This is a genomic window from Pseudomonas sp. EA_65y_Pfl1_P113 (assembly GCF_963970525.1).
In the GTDB taxonomy this organism is placed as follows: domain Bacteria; phylum Pseudomonadota; class Gammaproteobacteria; order Pseudomonadales; family Pseudomonadaceae; genus Aquipseudomonas; species Aquipseudomonas tritici.
The window spans coordinates 1-702 of record NZ_CAXAQM010000170.1 but is presented as its reverse complement, the minus strand read 5'-3'; the positions used below and the strand labels follow the sequence as shown (position 1 = coordinate 702).

At 66.7% G+C, this 702-nt stretch carries 1 protein-coding gene and 1 pseudogene; both read left to right on the top strand.

The annotated features are described in order from the left end of the window. Positions 1-176: 176 nt before the first annotated feature. A pseudogene (locus AACY52_RS28955) lies at positions 177-332 on the top strand (helix-turn-helix transcriptional regulator); the annotation flags it as partial. Beyond that, positions 329-702: alpha/beta fold hydrolase (locus tag AACY52_RS28950; RefSeq protein WP_370468063.1), on the top strand; the 374-nt coding region annotated here is incomplete at its 3' end. The pseudogene AACY52_RS28955 and the gene AACY52_RS28950, both read left to right, overlap by 4 nt.

Genomic DNA, 702 nt, shown 5'->3' with positions numbered 1-702 from the left:
CGATCGAGCTGCTGCCGCAGGCCCCGCCCGAGCTGAGCGCGATGTTCCAGGGCACCAGTGCGCCCGGCGCGCTGGCGGACCTCGCGACCTCGTTCATGGACATCAAGCCGCAGGACATGCAGGAGGTGCTGGAGTCGATCGTCCTCGCATTGCGGGTCGAGTAGGTCTCGAAGTTCCTGGCCGAGCGGCTGGAGGTGTCGCGCCAGAGCGTCAACGCGATCGAGACCGGGCGCTACGATCCGTCGCTCCCGCTCGCCTTCCGCATCGCTGAATTGTTCGCGCTTCCGATCGAAGCGATTTTCGTCAGTCCCTCCAAAGGAGACGCGTCATGATGTCTGCCCGCAAAACCGCTTTGATCGCCGCGCTGGCGCTGCTGCTGCCCGCCACGCCGACGCAGGCCGCCCCGACGGGGGCACAGGTGGCGACGACGGCCGAGCTACGCCTGCCGCACATTTCGATCGTCACCATGGGCAAGGGCAGTCCGGTGATCCTGATCCCCGGCCTCGCCTCCCCGCGCGCGGTATGGGACGATGTTGCACCCGAACTGGCCAAGACCCACCGCGTCATCCTGGTGCAGGTCAACGGTTTTGGCGGGGATGATCCCGGGGCCAATTTGCAGCCGGGCATACTCGACGGCATCGTCGCCGATCTCGACGGCTATATCGCGCGGGAGAAGCTGCACGGTGCGCTGGTGATCGGCCA